We start from the raw sequence: 16,279 nt of genomic DNA, 5'->3' as shown, positions 1-16,279 counted from the left end.
ATTGCTTTTTGGATGTCCGGCTGCGGGGCACCACGATTCGCCCGTTACCGCTCACGCAACCCGCCCGTCCACATCAGCGACTCCGGTCCGCCCTCCGCCCCCGACGTTCCGCGTCGGCCGCGCCGTGCCGTATTGCCCCCAGCCGAGGCGCAAGCTCGGGGCGCAGCCCTCCTCGCCCCCATCGCCCTCCTCGCCCTCGGGCCGTACCTTGCGCTTTGGGGCCTGCCCGATCCGCCGTTTCCCACCGACCCGGGCGGCATTCTGCTGTTCCTCTCGGCCTTCACGGTCGGCGTGGTGCTCCACGAGGCCCTGCATGGCCTCGGGCATGTGTGGGGCGGGGCGTCGTGGCCGGACGTCCGGTTCGGGGTGCACTGGGCGGCCCTTACCCCCTTCGCGGAGTGCACCGTCCCCACCCAAGCCCGCTCGTACCGGCGCACCCTCGCCCTGCCCGGCCTGGTACTGGGCGCGGGCCCACTGGGCGTCGGACTGGTGACGGGCAGCTGGCCCCCGACGTTCTACGGGTTTCTGATGCTGGTGGCCGCGGCCGGGGACCTCCTCATTCTCTGGATTCTCGTGGGGGTCCCCGCCGACGCGTGGGTGCAGGACCACCCTCGGCAGGTCGGCTGCCTCGTCGTGGACGACGCCGGGCCCGACCCGCCCCCGCCCGTTTCGGACGACGACCTGCCGGACGCCACGGCGGGCGACAGTTCGCCTTCGTTCCTCCAGCTCCTGCTTCTCGCGGCTCTCTCCGCCGTCGCGGCAGCCGTCGGGTTTGTGATTGCCCTCGGGTAACTTCCGAGGCACTCCGGCTCCCCCGTAGACCTCGTCGCTCTCCCGGTGCGTCGGGGGAAATCGCTCCGCCCCCATCCGGATTCGGACGGTCTGCGCAGCACGACGTCCGGGCCCCCGGCCGGCCCAGTGGGGACCGAGACTTCAACGGGAAATTGTCGTCTCGCCCGTGCGCTCTGTTGTATTTTTCGGAAACAGCCCCAAAGATAGAGGGCGCAGGTTTTCCTGAAACGCAACCTGTCGTGCAGGAAGACCTCGGCCGTAGCCCCAATGCCGATCCGGCGGAGCACGAGAGGGAGGGCTGCCTTCCGCTGAACCTCCGCACGCTACCCCAACCACCGTCCCGGTGCCCATGACAGCCTGGCGAACCCTGGCGACCCAAGTATTGAACGGCACGCCCCTTTCTTCATCGCAGGCGCTCGACGTCGTGCACGCCGACGACGATGAGGTGCTCGCCCTCCTCGACGCCGCCTTTCGCGTCCGACGGCATCATCACGGGCGGCGCGTGCGCATCCACGTCCTTCAAAACGCCAAGAGCGGGGTGTGTCCGGAGGACTGCGCGTTCTGCAGCCAGTCCCTCAAGTTCGACAGCGACCCCGAGCAGTACGGGATGCAGCAGGTGGATCAGATCGTCGAGGGCGCCAAGGCCGCCTGGGACAAGGGGGCAGTGACCTACTGCATCGTGACGGCCACCCGGGGCCCGCACTCCAGCGAGGTCGACGTTGTCTGTGAGGCCACACGCCGCATCAAAGAGACGTATCCGATGGACGTGTGCGCCTCCCTTGGGCTGCTGGACGCGAAACAGGCCAGAAAGCTTGCCGATGCGGGCGTGGACCGGTACAACCACAACCTCGAGACGTCCTGCGACCACTTCGGAAACGTGGTGACGACCCACGAGTGGAGCGATCGGGTCGAGACTGTAAAGCAGGCCAAGGCCGCCGGCATGGAGGCGTGCTGCGGAGGGATCATCGGGCTCGGCGAAGCCCGCGCGGACTGGGTCGACCTGGCCCTGGCACTCCGCGAGATCGGGGTCGAGTCGGTCCCGGTGAACTTCCTCAATCCCCGCTCCGGCACCCCGCTGGAGGACGTAGATACGGTGCGCCCCCAAGACTGCCTGAAGGCCCTCGCCATGTTCCGGCTCGTCCACCCGGAAGCGGACCTCCGCATGGCCGGCGGACGCGAGGTCGTGCTCGACCAGATGCAGCCCTTGGCCCTGTACGCCGCCAATTCGTTCTTCACCGACGGATACTTGACCACCGGGGGACAGGGCGAATCCAAAGACTACCGGATGATCCAGCAGGCCGGGTTCGAGCCCGTAATCGTCGAGGACGGCCCGGAACGGCAGACGCCCGCAACGGCCGACGACACGCCGTCCGGGGACCCCGAGGCTGCCGACCGGAGGCGCCAGCCCTCGGCCGGTCCTGCCGGTTGATTGCTCGTGCGACCGCCCAAAGCGAAGGGCCCGGCGCGTTTGTCGTCCCCGCCACCACCGGCGACCGGACTCACCCGCCCTGCGCGGACGACGACGCAGGCACCGCATCGGGCGGTTCCGGCTCTGGCTCCCACCACCCGTCTTCTACGAGGCGGGCAACCGTTCGCTTCGGCCATGCCTTGTAGCGGAGCTCGGGCCGGTAGGGGACCGCCTGCCCGTTCTCGGTCAGCCACTCGAAGCAGACGCAGGTTGAGGTCTCGAAAAGCACCCCCAGGGTGCACCCTTTCCCCCGCAGGCAGTACTTGTAGCAGGCCTGGCCGGGGCGGTCACACACCGAAAAGTCGACGGGGGCTTCGCGCTCAATGTCTTCCAGTTGCATGGCCGACGTCGGCTTGAAAAGTTTACTTGTTTGTACAGAGTCTAAATAAATCGGCGGCGCCGAAACGTACAACCGTCCTTCGTGAAATTTCGGGCGAGACCGGCCCTTCCCCCCGCCGTAGACGGCGTACTGGCCGGTCGGGACTGGATTTAGATCGACTCTAAATTTTGCCCGCAGTGGATCTTCCCGGAATCGAGGGTGTTCAGATTTGTGAAGTTTCTCGATAGATCCGCATAAAACCAGGGAGCGGCAGCCATGGCCCACGACATCGAATCAATGTGCAAGTCTTGTACGCATCTCGACCGGGACCGCGACGACGAGGCGGTCTGCGACGCCTTTCCGGAGGGCATCCCGGAGGAGATCTGGCGCAACCAGCACGACCACCACGAACCGTATCCGGGGGACCAGGGCGTGCGGTTCGACGCCATGCCGGTCCCCGAGGAGCAGGCGGAGGTCGTCGCCTGAGGAGGCCCTCATTCAACTTGTTTCGGGTCGGCTCGCCAGTTGGCGGGTCGGCCTTTCTTTTTGATGGCGCGTCTCGGGACCCAGCCCCGCTCACTCACCGGCGCGACGCACGGTCCGGCGAGGGCAGACGCGACTCGTCGACATCCCCTAAACGCGAGGCCCAGACGGCGAATATGCGAGGATGCCATTGCGGACGATCTGATTCTCGCCCCCCATCCTCGCCATGTGTCGCCGCTTCGTTGGAGGCCTTGTCCTCGTGCTCGCGCTCATTCCCGGCGTGGCCCCGGCCCAGCCCGCCGTCGTGGAAGGCCAGGTGCGCGACGCGCAGGGCGCGCCGGTCCCCTACGCGAACGTGCAGATTGACGGGGCGGCCGTCGGCACCGCGGCCGGAGAAGACGGCCGGTTCCGCTTCGAAACGACGCGCACCGGGTCGGTCGTCCTGCGGGCCTCGGCCGTCGGCTACCCCCCCGTCGAACAGTCCCTCCGCCTCCGCGCTGGCGACACGAGCACCGTGCGGCTCACGCTTCGGGCCGAGAGCATCGAGCTCGGCGAGGCGGTCGTCACCGGCGAGACGTTCTCGACCGGCTCGCCCTCCGAGGCAACGTTGGGCTCGACCGAAGCCGTGACGACCCCGGGCGCCGCCGGCGATCTGTTCCGCGCCCTGCAGTCGTTTCCAGGCGTGGCCGCGCCGGGGGACGGAGCCGGCCTGTTCGTGCGCGGCGGGGACGTGACCGAGACGAAGACCCTGCTCGACCAGGCGACGGTCTACCATCCGTACCGCTACGAGTCCCCGGCGGGGGGCTCGTTCGGTGCTGTGCGCCCCTTCCTCGTCGGCGGCACCACCTTTGCTACGGGCGGTTTCTCGGCACAGTACGGCAACGCGCTCTCGGGCGTCCTCGCGATGGAATCGAAGGATCGCCCGGAGGAATCCAGCCGGTACGTAAACCTCGGGCTCGCCGCCGCGTCGGTCTCCCTCGACCAGCCGCTCGTGGGGGACGAGTTCGGCCTCCGGCTCTCCGGCAACCGGTCATTCACCGGGGTGCTCTTCCGCGTCAACGGCCAGCGCGGGGACTACGCCACCGTGCCGCAGGGCATGGACGGCACCCTGGGCCTGACCTGGGACTACGGCCCCACCGGGCAGTTGAAGCTCCTTGCCTTTGCCCGCCGCAACCGCATCGGCGTGGAGACGACCGAAGGCACCTACACCGGCGTCTACCGGGACCGGACGACGAATCAGCTCTACAACCTGCAGTGGACGGCCCAGGCGAAGGGGTGGACCGTGGAGTCGAGCGCCTCCTGGAACGCGTATACGTCGCAAAAGACGCTGGGCGCCCTCGACCTGTCGCCCGCCGACCGGGCCGCCAAGCTACGCGTCGACGCTACGCGCGGGGGCGGGGACTGGACCGTTCGCACCGGCGGCACGGTGGAGCGTCGGCACTACCGATTCGACGGCACGGTTCCCACACAGCCGGACGTGGTGGCGCCCGATGCCCCCACCCGATCGGTCGACGAATCCGTGCGGGCCACACGCGCCGGGGGGTACGTCGAGGTCGAATCGAGCCTGCTCTCGTCGGTCGTCGCGCGGGCCGGGCTGCGCACCGATGTCCACAGCCGGGCGGGCCGTCCGGTCGTCGATCCGCGGGTGGGGCTCGCCTGGTCGTTTGCGCCGAACACGCAGCTGCGGGCCGCCTGGGGCCTCTACCACCAGTTTCCGGAGCTCAGCACCTACGGCGAGCACGTCGGCAAAAACACGCTCGGCGCCCAACGCGCCCAGCACGTCGTGCTCGGCCTGCGCCACGAGCGGGAACACCTGTTGCTCCGCGCGGAGGCCTATCACAAGCCGTACCGCGACCTGGTCGTCCGCACCGGGTCCTCGCGCTACGCCAACGACGGCACGGGCGTCGCACGGGGCATCGACCTGTTCGCCAAGTACGGATCGTTCCTCGGCACGCGCGTCAACGGATGGGCCTCCTACAGCCTCCTCCGCTCCCACCGCACCCAGCCCCGCGACCGGGGGACGGACGTGAAGTTGGACGACGGGCCGGCCCCCTACGACCTGACGCATCAGATCACGGCGGTTGGGAAGGTGCGCGTGATCGACCAGTTCCGGGTCGGCGGCACCTACAGCTACGTCACCGGCCGGCCCTTCACGCCCGTCGTGGGCACCGAGCGGCTGGAGTCCGGCGCCCTCCTGCCGGTCGACGGGCCCGTGGGCGGCGAGCGGCTTCCGGCCTACCACCGCCTCGACCTGCAGGTGAGCTACTTCTGGCCCTTCAACCGCCAGCAGAACGTGGTCGTCTACGCGGCGCTCAACAACGTCCTCGACCGGGCCAACGCCGTCGACGTGACCTACTCGCCCGACTATTCGACCCGCCGGTACCGGCGGACGGACTTCCGCCGGTCGGTCTACTTCGGCCTTACGCTCACGCTCTGAGACGGGTCCTGTTGCCCCCATGCATGCCCCCGCGGTCGCCAACCGCAACGCATCAACGTGCTCTTTCCCCTCATCCTCCAACGCCCCATGCTCTCGACCCCGACGCTCCCTCGAAAGACATTCGCTTTCCTCCTCGGCGGCGTTCTTCTGGTCGGACTCGTGGCCTGCGGGTCGAGCACGCCGATGGCCCCTGCCTCATCGGCGTCGTCCGCCCTCGAAAGTGCAGCGGCCGACTCGCTTCTCCGGCAGGTCAAAACCCAGATTCGGGAGGCCACCGACGAGGGATCCCTCGACTCCTTGAAGCAGGCCCGCGCCTGGGCCAAGCAGGCCACCGGGGGCGACCGCGCGGCGCTGGCCCACTACTACGCCGCCCTCGCCGACTACCGCATGTCGAACCGGCTCCCCGAAGAGGACGAGGCCCGGCGCGGGCGCGTGATCGAAGACGCCATCGGCCACCTCAAGCGCGCCACGGAGATCAACGGAACGATGGCGGACGCCTGGGCTCTGTTGTCGGGGTACTACGGGCAAATGATGGGCATGAACCCGATGCAGGGCATGTCGCTGGGCCCAAAGGCCAACGAGGCCATGAAACGGGCGAAGGAGCACGGGCCCAACAACCCGCGGGTGTGGATCATCGACGGCACGTCGGACTTCTACACGCCCGGCATGTTTGGCGGGGACAAAGAGAAGGCCCTGACGAAGTTCGAGAAGGCCGCGCGGCTCGCGGAGCAGGGCTCGCCCGACGACCCGCTGATGCCCGGTTGGGGCCACGCCGAGGCGCACGCCTGGGTCGGCGTCGCCCACATGGAGGCCGAGCGGTACGACCCGGCCCGCACGGCCTTCGAGGCGGCCCTCGACCTCAATCCCGACTACGGATGGGTGCGATCCGTCCTCCTACCCCGGCTTGAACAGCAAGCCGGGTAGCCTCTCGTCTCTCCCTTCCGGTCTCGCCTTATCCCCACCATGGACACTGCTCTCGCCCTCGATGGCCTTCGAAAAGCATACGGCTCCACGGTCGCCGTGGACGACCTGTCTCTGGAGGTAGAGACGGGCGAGATCTTCGGGCTCATCGGTCCCAACGGCGCGGGCAAGACGACCGCCGTCGAGTGTGCCCTTGGGCTCCGGAAGCCAGACGAAGGCACTGTGCGCGTGCTCGGCATGGACCCGCAGCAGGCGGCACGCGACCCGTTCTACCGTCGGGTTGGCGCCCAGTTGCAGGCGGCCGCCCTGCCCGACCGCATCACGGTCCGCGAGGCCCTCGACCTGTTCGCCTCCTTTTATCCCGAGACGACCGACCGCGACGCGCTCCTCGACCGGTGGGGCCTGGCGGACAAGCGGAATGCGTCGTTCGGCGCCCTCTCCGGCGGCCAGAAGCAACGGCTCTTCGTGGCCCTCGCGCTGGTGCACGATCCCGACCTCGTGGTGCTCGACGAGATCTCGACGGGGCTCGACCCGGAGGCCCGTCGCGGCACGCAGGAGCTGCTCCGCGAGGTCCGGGCGTCCGGCACCACCGTCCTTCTCGTCACGCACTTCATGGACGAGGCCCAGGCGCTCTGCGACCGGGTCGCCATGATGGACGACGGGCAGTGTGTGGCCCTCGATACGCCTCAGGCCCTCATCGATCGGCTCGACGCTTCGTATCGGGTCTGGTTCGACGCGCCGCCCGATTTTGACCCTAGTCCCCTGCGCACGGCGGACGGCATACAGGATGTCGCGATCGTGGACGGTCACGTGCAGACGCGAGGCGGGGAGGACCTCCTCACGACCGTCGTGCACCGCCTCGCCAACGCAGGCGTCACGCCAAACGACCTGCACGCCGAGCGCGCTACCCTGGAGGATGTGTTCCTCGCCCTTACCGATGAGTCCCACGATCCCGCTTCGTCTTCTCACGTCACGAATGCAGAACCACAGTCCAGCAAAGCGCCCTCATGACTCGTGCCCCATGACTCGTGACTCATGACTCGTGACGCAGCAACTCATGCCCCCAGTCAGGCTGGACGCAGCCCCCTTTCCCTTGCTCAGCATCCCCGCCCAAGCCACGTCCGACCGATGAAGGCCTTCCTCACGCTCACCTGGACCGAGTCGAAGCTCTTCCTGCGGGAGCCGTCCGCCACGTTCTTCACACTGGGCTTTCCCCTCCTTCTCCTCTTCGCCTTCGGTGCCATCTTCGGCAACGGCCCGGCCTCTGCGCCCGGCGACGTCGGCTACACCACGCGCGCTGTGCCCGGCTACGTGGCCCTCACGATCGGCTCCCTCGGTCTCCTGAGCCTGCCCATCACGCTGGCGACGCAGCGCGACCAGGGCATCCTGCGCCGGTTTCGCGCGACCCCGCTCCGCCCCACAATCGTGCTGGGCACACAGGCCGCCGTAAACCTCGTGATGCTCCTCGTGAGCACGGCCCTGCTTCTCGTCGCCGCCCCCATCGCGTACGCCGTGCCCCTGCCCCCGTCTTCCCTGCTGGCCCTCGGCGCGCTGCTGTTCGCCGGGATCGCCTTTCTGAGCCTCGGCTTCCTGCTCGGCGCCCTGATGCCCACGGCCCGCGCGGCCCAGTCGGTCGGGATGGCGCTCTTCTTTCCCATGCTGTTCCTCTCGGGCGCCGCCATTCCGCAGTTTCTCTTTCCCGACTGGCTGACGACCGCGAGCCTCGCCCTGCCGCTTACCCACGTCACCCGCCTCCTGCAGGACGCCTGGCTGCACGGCCAGTGGAACGGAACGGCGGCGCTCGTCCTTGCAGCCACGGGCGTCGTGAGCGCCGTCGTGGCGGCGTGGGCCTTCCGGTGGTCGTAACCCGCCCCGGCAAACCGACTCCTGCGCAACGAACCGAGCAGACATGTCGTCGGTGCCCTCCTCAACCGACCTCGACGCGTCCCTGGACGACATCCAGACCCAGGCCCCACCGAAACCGACGATCACGGCCAAAGGCGTTGGGCTGGCCGTGGCGGGCTGGACGCTCTACGCGTTTCTCTACGCGTTTTTTATCGCCCAGCAGGAGCCCAACGCCCCCTTCGTCGGCCTCCTCGCCGGGCAGCTTATCTTCGTTCTCGTGCTCGGCCTCTACAGCGTGCCGGTCTGGTGGGTCGCGGTGCGCGAGATGGATCGCTCGCACTGGGGGTGGACCCTCGGCGCGCACCTGTGTCTCGGCCCCCTCTACGCCTGGGGCGGGCTCGAGTCGTACCTGTTCGTCGTTCGGGCCGTGTTTGCCCCCAGCATCGCCGCGGAGATCGGGGCGCAGTACCAGTGGATCCTGTTCGCCAACCTCACGGTCTACATCATCCAGTTTGCCCTCTACCACCTGGTCCGGAACGTCCAGCGCCTCCGGCAGAAGGAGCGGCAGGCCACCGAGTTCTTGGCCATGGCCCGGGAGCAACAGCTCGCCGCCCTCAAGGCCCAGGTCAATCCGCACTTTCTGTTCAACACCCTGAATTCGATTAGCGCGACGCTCCGTCAGGACCCGGAGCGGGCCCGGGAGATGATCGCGAAGCTGTCCGACATGATGCGATACGCCCTGGAGGGCCCGGATCGGGAGTTCGTTCCGCTGCGGGAAGAAATTGCCTTTACTCGTCGGTACCTCGACCTGGAGCGGCACCGCTTTTCGGATCGGCTGCGGGCCCGGATGGACGTCGACGCCGACACCGACGCGCTGGACACGCCGGTGCCGCCAATGGTGCTGCAGCCGCTCGTGGAGAACGCCCTCCGCCACGGCATCGCCCCGAGCGAGGACGGCGGCTCGGTCACCGTGGCGGTGACCGCCGAGCACGACACACTCGACGTGCACGTGGAAGATACCGGCGTGGGCCCCGACGCCGACGACCCGCTCTCGGGCTCGACGGACGGCACCGGCCTCGCCACCACGAGCACACGACTGGAACGCACCTACGGCCCCGACGCCGCCCTCCACACCGCCCGGAACGACCCGACCGGCTTTAAGGTCTGGTTTTCCATCCCTCGGAACGGCACCGCCGATTCCTAACGCCCCGCACCGCTGCTCTCCTCCCAATCCCGCCCCAATCCTGTGCGTGCCCTCATTGTCGACGACGAACCGCCCGCCCGCAGCCTGATCCAGGAGTACCTGGAGGAGATCGGCCGCATCGAGGTGACCGGCGAGTGCGGCACGGGACGGGCGGCCATTGAGGCCATCAACGAGACGGCCCCTGACCTCGTCTTCCTCGACGTGCAGATGCCCGGCCTCGACGGCTTCGACGTGCTGGAGCGGATCGACACGCTGCCGGACATCATCTTCTCCACCGCCTACGACGAGTACGCGATTGAGGCCTTCGAGGCGGGGGCGGTCGACTATCTTCTGAAGCCGTACACGAGGGCCCGCTTCCAGACCGCCGTGGAGCGGGCGCTGGAGCGTCACGACCGGGACGACGACGCCTACGCCGACCAGCTTGCGACGCTGCTGCAGGAGGCCAAGGCCGAGACCGACGACTCGCCGGAGCGGCTCTACGTGCGCCACGGCGACAAAATTATCCCCGTCGACCCCGACGACATTCGATGGGTGGAGGCGGCGGGCGACTACTCGAAGCTCCATACCGACGAGACGACCTACCTGTCGTCGATGGGCATCGGCGCGCTGGAGGACCGCCTCGCCCCGACGCGGTTTATGCGGGTCCATCGCTCCCACATTCTCGCCTTCCCGGCCATCGACTACCTCTACAGCGACGGCTCGGGCGGCTACAAGGCCGTGCTCGACGACGGCACCACCGTCCGGGTGAGTCGCTCCTACGCCCCCGAGATCCGCGACCGGCTCGTGTGAGCCGCCGGCCCTGCCGAGGCGCGAGGCAGGCCTACACCGAGGCCCCGTCGGCCTCCGCCAGGTCGTCGACAAACGGCGTGAGGCGCACGTCCGGCACCTCGTTCAGGGCCGTCCGCTGGAAGGTCGCCTTCATGCGGTCGCGCTCCTCGGTCCAGTGCTCGTGGAGGGGACACGGCTCGGCCTCGCCACAGCCCGGCAGGCCCAGCACACACTCCTCAAACAGGTCGTTCCCGTCGATGGCCACCACGATTTCGTACAGGCTGATGGCGTCCGGCGCGCGGGTCAGGGCCACCCCGCCGCCCGGCCCCCGCTTCGAGGTCAGAAGCCCCGCGTCGTTGAGTTGCTGAAACACCTTCGTCAGGAACGAGAAGCCGATCTCCAGATCGTCGCTGATGGTCTGGATCGAGACGTACTCGCGGGTGGGGCCGGCGTCCTCGTCCTCCGCCGCCTCGTCGTCCTCGAGGGTGCCCAGGTACAGCATCGCGCGCAGTCCGTACTCGCAGCTTTTTGAGAGCAGCATCTGGACATTGGGGCCGTGAGGGAAGGGTGCCGCAGGGTCGACACAGAGCGTGTGCGTGCCACAATGTGCACCGGTCCGTTCTGGCAGCGTTCCCCACCCGGGACGCCCGCGCCCCTCGTCAATCGGCCGGCTGCGGCCGTCGTAACGGGCTCGACACACGCGGGGGCCGAACGTCCTGGTACAGGTAGTTGAGCACGTCGTCCGCGTCGTACTGCGGGTCCTCGGCCGACCCGAGCGGAAGGTCTTCGAGCGCATCGCCCCCGGTAAACAGGGGCGGCTCGGCGCGGGCCCCTCGCTGCTGGCCGAGCCCGATGTTGGCCATCAGCGCGTTGCACAGACAGGCCCGGCCCTCCGTCTCTTCGGGGGCGCCCCCGCGGCTCACGTAGGTCTTGACGGGCTCCGCCGGGCACCGACCCATCAGGCGTCCCTCCTCGTCGAGGTACGGCTCGCGCAGGTAGCCGAGGTCACAGATGCGGGCCCGCCGCTCGTACACCTCCGCGTCGGCCAGCGTGCCGTCGGCGGTGAGCACCTTGAACGGGAAGCCGGTGGACGAGACCCGCCCCTCCGTGCTGACCTCAATCTCCCCGGTGTGCAGCCCCCGAATGAGGCGGCGCGTGGTGCTGGGGGGATAGCCCGACTCGTCGGTGAGGGAGAAGAGCGACCCCACCTGAATGCCGGCGGCGCCCGCCTCGTGGGCGGCCCGGAGGCCCTCGGGCGAGCCGTGCCCGCCCGCCAGGTAGAACGGCTTCCCGAGAGATCGGATCGCCTCCAGGTCCGCCTCGTCGCGCTCGTCGTACAGCGGCGTGCCGTCGTCCGCGTAGTTCTTGTTTCGGGGCGGGGCGTTGTGCCCCCCCGCAACGGGCCCTTCCACCACCCATCCATCCACGCGCCGGTCTGGCAGTTTGGCGTCCATGATGCGGGCCAGCGCGTCGGACGAGATGATGGGCAGAAACAGTGGACGGTCGAGGGTCGGAGGCGCGTCGAGCACGTCGGCCGGGTCGAACCGGTACGCGTAGGAGTCGTCGGCGTCCGGCGCCTGGCTCGTGTCCACGTCCAGCCGCAGGGCGGCCGGCTCGCCCGCCGCCAGCTTCGGAATTTGGCGGGCCTCCTCCAGGGGAATGCCCGCGCCGATGGAGACGATGTCGATGTCCGACAGCAGCGCGCCGTAGATGCAGGGCAGCGTGTAGCGCTTCAGCTTCGCCAGGAGGTTCATCCCGATCATCCCCTCGTGCCCCGCCGCCGCGAGCCGGACCTCCGTGTAGGTGGCCGCCGCGAGAATGCGCTGCGAGCGAACCGACGGCTCGAAGGGATGCATGTTCAGCAGGTCATAGGGCTCGTCCGCCGGCAGCCCGTCCGGCCGATAGAACCGCTCAACCAGGTGGTCGGCAATCTCTTCGTCGGGGTAGTCGGCCAGCATTTGGCGTCGGTCGTGAGGGTCGCCCTCCTGGAGCTCGCGCACGACCACGGAGTCGATGCCGGTGCCGGATACGATGCCGATTTCGCCCCGTCGGGCCACATGGCGGGCGAGGCGCCAACTGGAGACCCCGATGCCCATGCCGCCCTGGATGATGTTGGGGGCGGTGGACGGGGCAAGTGCGGTAGAAGAGCTCATTGGAAAGCAGGTCGGTGTGAAAGAAGAGGCATGAATGAACCGTGGGCGTCAAACGCTTTCGGAGTAGGCGGGCTGCGCATCCGGGGCGGCGTCGTGCAGGTACGCGTCGAAGGCCGCGGCCACGTTGCGGACCAGCAGGCGCCCCGGCGGACGCACGGTGATCGCGTCTGGGCGCAGCGCGACGAGCCCGTCCTGCTCCAGTGGGCGCAGGCGGTCGAGGGCCGCGCTGAAATGGGCGTCGAAGTCGACGTTGAACCGCGCCTCGACCGCCCCCTTCTGCACCTCGGCGTTGCACATGAGCTGCATGATGACGTGACGCCGCAGCCGATCCTCCTGAGTCGGTCGATATCCCCGATAGACGGTCAGCTCGTCCTGATCGATCTGGTCGTAGTACGTGCGCAGGTTCTTCGTATTCTGGGCGTAGAGCCCCGAGAGCTGGTGAATGCCGGAGAGGCCGAAGGCGTAGACATCGGCCCCCGCACGGGTCGAGTAGCCCTGAAAATTCCGGCGGAGCGTGCCGTTGTCCTGCGCAAGCGCGAGCTCGTCGTCCGGCTTCGCGAAGTGGTCTAGCCCAATGAACCGGTAGCCGGCCGTGGTCGTCAGCCTCTCGAGCGCCTGCTTGAAGAGCCGTAGCCGCTCGGTCGGGGCCGGCAGCGCCTCCTCCGGGATGAGGCGCTGGTGCTCCAGCACGGACGGGACGTGCGCGTAGCTGTACAGCGCAATCCGGTCCGGGGCAAGGTCCACGACCCCGCCGAGCGTGTCGGCCATCGTGTCGGGCGTCTGGTGGGGAAGGCCGTACACCAGGTCGAGGTTGACGCTCTCAATGCCGTAGTCTCGTGCCCACTGCACGGCGGTTCGCGTGAGCCGCTCCGGCTGTACCCGGTTGATGGCCTCCTGCACCGTGGGGTCGAACGACTGCACCCCGAGGCTCAGACGATTCATCCCGATCTCGCGGGCCGCGGCGATGTGGTCCTCCGTCAGCCCCCGAGGGTCGGCCTCGATGCTCATCTCGGCGTCGGGCGCCATCCGGAAGCGGTCGCGAAGATGCTCACCCAGCTCCCGAATCTGCTCCGGGGACAGCAGGGTGGGCGTGCCGCCGCCCCAGTGCACCTGGGTCACGGGCCGGTCCGACGACAGCATCGGGGCCAGCAAATCGATCTCGCGCTTCAGGTAGCGGAGGTACTTCGCGATGCGCGCCGGGTCGTGCGTTACCTTCATGTGGCACCCGCAGTAGTAGCAGAGCTGCCGGCAGAAGGGCAGGTGCAGGTACAGCGAGAGCGGCGCCTCGGGCGCGGCCGTGTTGGCGCGCCACACCTCTGCCCGAAAGGTCTCCCGCCCCACGGCCTCCCCGAAGTGTGGGGCGGTCGGGTAGCTCGTATAGCGGGGAAGCGACTGGTTGTACTGGCGGAGGAGGTCAAGGTCAACGTTCATGGCAGGGCACACAATCTACAGGAGGAGACGGCGCACGGGCGGCGGCGATCAGAGGAGCGATTCCGCGCGGGGGAAGAGGATGTGGAGCTCCTCGTGGAGGTGGCGGCGCAGGTCCACCTCCAGCTCGTGCAGTCGATTCATCACGTCCTGGAGCCCCCGATCCGCCCCCTCCGGCGCCTGGTACCCGTCCGTCAGCGACCGGAGACGCTCCAGCTTCGTCTTCGTATCGTCGTGCTGGTCCGCCATGTGCCGGAGCGTCTCCCGGCTCGGCGTCGACCCGTCGGGCAGCACCCGTCCCTCGGCGACGGTCCGGAGGGCGGGAAATACGTACTCTTCCTCCCGCCGGAGGTCCGTCATCAGGTCCGACTTCAAGGCCTGAAAGGCCCCGCGGACCCGCTCGAACCACCGGGACGTCTCCGCGTCCGGGTTCCGGCTTGCCCTCTTCAGGCGCTTCGAGAGGCGGGGCAGCGCCCGTCGCAGGTAGTCGTGGTGCGTGGACTGGATGTGGTCCATCAGGTCCGGCAGGGATACGGACAGCCATTCGGGATTGCCCTCGGTGGGCACGGTCTCGACCGCCACGTCGAGCATCCGGGCGACCGTCTCGGGATCGAGCCCCTGCGCCTCGCAGGCCTCCGCGAGGGAGCGGTCGCCCCTCCGCCCCCAGTCGATGCCGAGTCGGTCGAGAATGCGGGCACGGGTGGGCCGTTCGTCTATGAGGTCGACGAGAAGCGTGTCGGGGGAGAGAGCAGGCATGGGCGAACGGAGACTGGTGAGGACGGTCACGTGCGAGACTCAGAAGCAATGTCGGCCGGAGCAGCCTCCGGCACCACAGTCCCCAGGGTAAGGAAGGGATCCGGCGTTCCCCAGCGCAGAACGTTACTTTAGAGAAAAGAACATGTTTTTATCTGAAATAGGGAATCTTCTTTCTCCGCGCACGAATAGAGGTAGTGCTACGTTGACGCACCCAGTGCCACGGCATTCATGACGGTTCCGGACTCTGTATCCATCGTGGGCGGCGGCATCGGCGGACTCTCGGCGGCGTGTCACCTCGCCGACGCCGGGGCCGACGTCACCCTGTTCGAACAACACGACGACCTCGGGGGGGTGGCCGGCTCGTTCAAGTCCGATGGGTTTCGCTTCGACTCGGGGCCCTCCTGGTACCTGATGCCGGAGGTGTTCGAACGCTTCTTCGAGTCGTTCGGGACGTCTGTCGACGCGGCATACGAGCTGGAGCGCCTCGACCCGAGCTACCGCGTTTTCTGGAAGGATGGCGACCGGCTCGACGTGCCGGCCGACCCGGACGCCCTCGCGCCGAAGCTTGAAGCCTACGAGGATGGGGCGGCCGACGCGTTTCATGAGTACCTCGACCACGCCGAGGCCGTCTACGAGCTCGCAATGGATCGGTTTGTCTATCCCCGGCGGGCTCGGCTCCGGGATTGGCTCGACGGCGACCTGTTGCGCGCGGCATGGGCCCTGCCCTTGCTTCGGTCGATGGACCGCCACGTGGGGGGATACGTGGAGCACCCGAAGCTGCGCCAGCTTCTGGAGTACAAACTGGTCTTCCTCGGGGGCTCGCCCTACAACACCCCCGCCCTGTACACGCTGATGAGCCACGTCGACTTCAACCAGGGCGTCTTTCACCCGGTGGGCGGCATGCAGGTGCTCGTCGACGCCCTCGTGGACCTGGCCGATCGCCTCGGGGTCACCCTTGAGCGCAACACCCCCGTTTCCAGAATCCAGCCGAACGGAGACGGCATGCGGGTGCGCACGAACGGCGACACGCAGGCGTCCGATTGTGTCGTGGCCAATGCCAGCCCGGCCCATGTGGAGCGGACGCTCCTTCCGCCCGACCAGCGGGACCACGACGACGCGCACTGGGACGGGCAGACCTACGGCCCGTCCGCCTACCTGCTCTACCTGGGCGTGGAGGGCGACGTGGATCCGCTCCGCGACCACTCCCTCGTGCTTCCCGTGGACTGGGACGCACACTTCGAGACGATTTTTGACGAACCCGGGTGGCCCACCGATCCGGCCTACTACATTCACGTTCCCTCCAAGACCGACCGCTCCTACGCCCCCGATGGGCACCACTCGGTGTTTATTCTGGTGCCCATTGCACCGGGGCTCAACGACGGGCCGGCCCGTCGCGCCTGGATGCGCGAGCGGGTGCTGGAGGATCTGGCCGAGCACGCAGTCGACCTTCGGGGCCGCATCACGGTGGAGCACGAGGCCTGCGTCTCGGACTTCGCGAACCACTTCGGGCAGCCGAAGGGCAACGCCCTCGGCCTCGCCCACACGCTGTGGCAAACCGGCCCGCTGCGCCCCGCCCACCGGGCCGACACGGCCCCGGGGCTCTACTACACCGGCGCGGACACGCAGCCAGGCGTCGGACTGCCGATGTGCCTGATTAGCGGCAAGCAGACCGCCCAGGCCATCGCCGCCGACACCCCCGCGTAGA

The 16,279-nt window shown here is 68.3% G+C and carries 15 protein-coding genes; 10 read left to right on the top strand and 5 right to left on the bottom strand.

Annotated features, from left to right (window positions below; translation table 11 throughout):
- Window positions 1–132 precede the first annotated feature (132 nt).
- Both SRU_RS04010 and bioB read left to right on the top strand, forming a co-directional pair.
- A complete protein-coding gene (locus tag SRU_RS04010) occupies window positions 133–792 on the top strand; it encodes a DUF3267 domain-containing protein (protein WP_162713365.1) in 660 nt (219 codons plus the stop codon).
- A 349-nt stretch (window positions 793–1,141) separates the two neighbouring features.
- Entirely contained in the window at window positions 1,142–2,221 is a 1,080-nt protein-coding gene (gene bioB / locus SRU_RS04005) for a biotin synthase BioB (RefSeq protein WP_011403522.1), read from the top strand.
- Between the two features lie 70 nt (window positions 2,222–2,291).
- On the opposite strand, the gene SRU_RS04000 is transcribed toward bioB, so the two are convergent.
- Entirely contained in the window at window positions 2,292–2,600 is a 309-nt protein-coding gene (locus tag SRU_RS04000) for a hypothetical protein (protein ID WP_112903403.1), read from the bottom strand.
- A 276-nt stretch (window positions 2,601–2,876) separates the two neighbouring features.
- Here SRU_RS04000 and SRU_RS03995 point away from each other — a divergent pair, with 276 nt between their 5' ends.
- The 7 genes from SRU_RS03995 (at window position 2,877) to SRU_RS03965 (ending at window position 10,258) form a co-directional block, all read left to right on the top strand.
- Window positions 2,877–3,065 (top strand): hypothetical protein, encoded by a 189-nt coding sequence (locus SRU_RS03995; protein ID WP_011403521.1) that lies wholly within the window; start codon window positions 2,877–2,879, stop codon window positions 3,063–3,065.
- A 223-nt stretch (window positions 3,066–3,288) separates the two neighbouring features.
- Window positions 3,289–5,499 carry a TonB-dependent receptor gene (locus SRU_RS03990; protein ID WP_011403520.1) on the top strand — a complete coding sequence of 737 codons (2,211 nt, stop codon included), beginning with the start codon at window positions 3,289–3,291 and terminating at the stop codon, window positions 5,497–5,499.
- An 87-nt stretch (window positions 5,500–5,586) separates the two neighbouring features.
- Window positions 5,587–6,423: a tetratricopeptide repeat protein gene (locus tag SRU_RS03985; RefSeq protein ID WP_221231616.1), complete on the top strand. Its 837-nt coding sequence runs from the start codon at window positions 5,587–5,589 to the stop codon at window positions 6,421–6,423.
- Window positions 6,424–6,462: 39 nt separating this feature from the next.
- The gene (locus SRU_RS03980) at window positions 6,463–7,431 is read left to right on the top strand and encodes an ABC transporter ATP-binding protein (protein WP_011403518.1); all 969 of its coding nucleotides are present in this window, start codon (window positions 6,463–6,465) and stop codon (window positions 7,429–7,431) included.
- Between the two features lie 117 nt (window positions 7,432–7,548).
- Window positions 7,549–8,286 (top strand): ABC transporter permease, encoded by a 738-nt coding sequence (locus tag SRU_RS03975; RefSeq protein WP_183956757.1) that lies wholly within the window; start codon window positions 7,549–7,551, stop codon window positions 8,284–8,286.
- A 43-nt stretch (window positions 8,287–8,329) separates the two neighbouring features.
- Window positions 8,330–9,469, top strand: a complete 1,140-nt coding sequence (locus SRU_RS03970; RefSeq protein ID WP_011403516.1) for a sensor histidine kinase — start codon at window positions 8,330–8,332, stop codon at window positions 9,467–9,469.
- A gap of 42 nt (window positions 9,470–9,511) precedes the next feature.
- A complete protein-coding gene (locus SRU_RS03965; protein WP_011403515.1) occupies window positions 9,512–10,258 on the top strand; it encodes a LytR/AlgR family response regulator transcription factor in 747 nt (248 codons plus the stop codon).
- Between the two features lie 31 nt (window positions 10,259–10,289).
- Here SRU_RS03965 and SRU_RS03960 read toward each other — a convergent pair whose 3' ends face one another.
- The 4 genes from SRU_RS03960 to SRU_RS03945 all read right to left on the bottom strand — a co-directional run bounded on the left by SRU_RS03960 (window position 10,290) and on the right by SRU_RS03945 (window position 14,574).
- Complete coding sequence (locus SRU_RS03960) at window positions 10,290–10,778, bottom strand: RrF2 family transcriptional regulator (protein ID WP_164923502.1); 489 nt, start codon at window positions 10,776–10,778, stop codon at window positions 10,290–10,292.
- A 118-nt stretch (window positions 10,779–10,896) separates the two neighbouring features.
- Window positions 10,897–12,390, bottom strand: coding sequence for a nitronate monooxygenase (locus tag SRU_RS03955; RefSeq protein ID WP_011403513.1), 1,494 nt, complete (start codon window positions 12,388–12,390; stop codon window positions 10,897–10,899).
- A gap of 48 nt (window positions 12,391–12,438) precedes the next feature.
- Complete coding sequence (gene hemN / locus SRU_RS03950; protein ID WP_011403512.1) at window positions 12,439–13,821, bottom strand: oxygen-independent coproporphyrinogen III oxidase; 1,383 nt, start codon at window positions 13,819–13,821, stop codon at window positions 12,439–12,441.
- Window positions 13,822–13,869: 48 nt separating this feature from the next.
- Entirely contained in the window at window positions 13,870–14,574 is a 705-nt protein-coding gene (locus SRU_RS03945) for a hemerythrin domain-containing protein (protein ID WP_118828702.1), read from the bottom strand.
- Between the two features lie 228 nt (window positions 14,575–14,802).
- Between SRU_RS03945 and SRU_RS03940 the strand changes: the two genes are divergently transcribed.
- The gene (locus SRU_RS03940) at window positions 14,803–16,278 is read left to right on the top strand and encodes a phytoene desaturase family protein (protein WP_011403510.1); all 1,476 of its coding nucleotides are present in this window, start codon (window positions 14,803–14,805) and stop codon (window positions 16,276–16,278) included.
- Window position 16,279: the final 1 nt, after the last annotated feature.

Origin of the sequence: Salinibacter ruber DSM 13855, assembly GCF_000013045.1 — a bacterium.
GTDB lineage: Bacteria > Bacteroidota > Rhodothermia > Rhodothermales > Salinibacteraceae > Salinibacter > Salinibacter ruber.
This window is presented reverse-complemented; position numbering and strand designations above follow the sequence as displayed.